3 protein-coding genes are annotated in these 2,479 nt (G+C 36.4%); 1 reads left to right on the plus strand and 2 read right to left on the minus strand.

The features are described 5' to 3' along the window. The coding region (locus tag ABY905_RS16420; protein WP_372645833.1) for a transposase at window positions 1-144 on the plus strand (144 nt) is incomplete at its 5' end. Window positions 145-515: 371 nt separating this feature from the next. Here the strand turns inward: ABY905_RS16420 and ABY905_RS16425 are convergent. Both ABY905_RS16425 and ABY905_RS16430 read right to left on the minus strand, forming a co-directional pair. After that, on the minus strand, window positions 516-857 hold the full coding sequence (locus ABY905_RS16425) for a hypothetical protein (protein ID WP_372645828.1): 342 nt from the start codon (window positions 855-857) through the stop codon (window positions 516-518). Window positions 858-1,222: 365 nt separating this feature from the next. Further along, window positions 1,223-1,858: a hypothetical protein gene (locus ABY905_RS16430; RefSeq protein ID WP_372645831.1), complete on the minus strand. Its 636-nt coding sequence runs from the start codon at window positions 1,856-1,858 to the stop codon at window positions 1,223-1,225. Window positions 1,859-2,479: the final 621 nt, after the last annotated feature.

The raw sequence follows: 2,479 nt of genomic DNA on the forward strand, positions 1-2,479 counted from the left end.
GAACTAGCTCATGAACTCGATGTACGCCCAGAACTTATTTATCGATGGCGTAGTGAGTTTGCAAACTATCAGGGAACAAGTTTTCCTGGCAATGGTAAAGCCAAGCTCACAGAAGAGGAATCTGAACTATCTAGGTTAAAGTAAGAGCTTCAATCGTAAGATTGGAGCTTTTTTTTATGCTCTAACATTTCAACCTAAGATTAGAGTACGTGGATTGAACGGATTCGAAAAGTTTAATTCAAGAGTAGATCTTTGAGAAGAAATGAATACCAGATTGGCTTATACAAAAAAAACTCAGGTCCCCACCTGAGTTTTTATTACTAACCTAAATCTAACCTATGAAAAACGACTAAGCTCGTTTGGATTAAAGCTTAGTTCTAATCTATGAAAAAAACTAGTTTTGTTTTACACCACAAACATAGCTGTTTCTTTAGTTAAGCCGAGTCAAGAGAAGTTAAAGAGCGTTAAGCTTTCGTTTTTTCTAGAATTTGTATAAAAGATAAGACCAATTTAATTCACTTATCCTTAAAATTAATGATGGCTTTAAAATCACAATTCCTACATCGAATTGTCACTTCCTTAATGGGTCTCGACTTTAGAACTTCATAAGCCAGATACGTGAAAGCAAAGGCCGCTATGAACGTGGCCCAGAAAAATGATTCATCTTCCATATAGATAATGGTTGAGAGTGAATCGTAAAAGCAGATCATGGCTAAAATCGATAAAATAAGACCTACCCCTTTTCTGATAATGGGATGAATACCAATACAGCATTCATTCGTGTGCTCCCAGTCTGACTCTTTCCCCTCTTCACATCTACACTTCGGATATATAACAGGTCGGTTAGTGTTTTTCATTATATCCAATTAACACAGCAATTTACAAAAATGTTGGATGCATTGACTCAAATATTTGATAAATGGTTTTTAATTACTACACTTTCCCTTCCTTCTTTTTACCAGAGCCTAACATATAAAACATTTAACTCTCTGTCCAGCTAAATATAGCAACTCCACATTCTACCAACCCAGTATTTCCCCTCATTATTTTAAGGAGGGGTGGCTTGTGAAGCAAGACGGGGTGGTTTAAACTATTCTGGACTTGCAAGTCCATTTAGTTATAACAAAAAAAAAAAGATGAGACCCCCAGCAGAATTAACTGGAAATCTCATCACTCAACTGACGGTAATATTTAGTCGAGAAGTTTATTGGAATGCCGTGATTTAAACCACAGGACCAAGTTCGATTTTTACGATATTAGAACGCTTACCCACGATTTGATCCTTCAAAATATAATAGGCGTAATACTCTCGTGTTTCAGGCTTAGATGGATCAACACGAGGTCGTATATCATTGTATTTGGTTTGTGTCACAATTTGCCCCTTATCAAAATTCTCCTGATCGCCCACACGGCAAAAAATTCGTATCCCATCGAAAGAGCTTTTGTCGTAACGAATTTGAGGAACACCAGCAACTTGATTTTCTTTTAAAGTAGGCGCTTGTTTGTCGGTATCAATATATCTCACGCCGGGCTTTAATCCCAAGTCTTCGAGAGAATCGTCGGTGCAATTTGGGCTAAGCATAATCAGACGCCTGAATTCGCGAACCAATTTTTCACCTGTACGATGCAAATTAGTACACTTCAGGGTAGCTGCCATACGAGCCCTATTGATTTCAGCCTTCTCAATATTAGCCGCTGTTATTTCATCGAGCACACTAATTAAAGGACTTACCTGTTCGGCAGTAAGGCCAAACGTTTCAAGATATGAATCTATTTTAGCTTTAAAATTATCAGATCGTTCCTGAAAACTCTTCGCATCTTTTTTTATATAATCTAATATAACTTTTATTAATCCCATGATAAATGAATTTATAATTGTTTATACATAAATCAATAAATGAGCTCCTAGATATTGATCATCTTTTTTAAGCTTTGCTTGATTAAATTTAAATAGATTTTACAATATAAAACAAATAATTTGCCATGTTTTTTAACAAGAATTGAAAAATAACTATTAAACCATCAGTAAAATAAGGGATTTTATGGGCTGACACCATCCAATAAAAACCTTACAAAATCATAAACAATAAGTTCCTCTACAGTTCAGATGTACATCTAAACTGTAGAGGAAGTGTTCTCCGGCTATTCCGACAAAGATCTGAGGCCTAAAGGAAGGCTTGCTCTGAACCTGGGAAAAACATCTGCGTGCTGCAGATATACCTTTTGCTCTCAAGATGTATTCCTCTACACTTAAGATGTTTTCCGCTACAAATGAGATACAGATCTGAAAAGCACAGAAGCTTCCCTTTAGAACAGAACAGGCACCCAACATGAGTAGATCAAGTCTTGCTTTAGAGCAAAGAAGCTTATAGATTCTCTAGAGGAAGTACAATTTAGAGTGTAGATAAAGCTTCTGAAGACTAAAAAGGTATACCGCCAGACTTTAGATGCACATCGCAAGTGCTCAGGACACACTCTC

The organism is Ancylomarina sp. (genome assembly GCF_041555295.1).
Classification (GTDB): Bacteria; Bacteroidota; Bacteroidia; order Bacteroidales; family Marinifilaceae; genus Ancylomarina.

Excerpts from the sequence above, each read along its gene's own strand:
- ABY905_RS16425 (WP_372645828.1), bottom strand. The coding sequence starts at position 857 with ATGAAAAACACTAACCGACCTGTTATATATCCGAAGTGTAGATGTGAA.
- ABY905_RS16430 (WP_372645831.1), bottom strand. The coding sequence starts at position 1,858 with ATGGGATTAATAAAAGTTATATTAGATTATATAAAAAAAGATGCGAAG.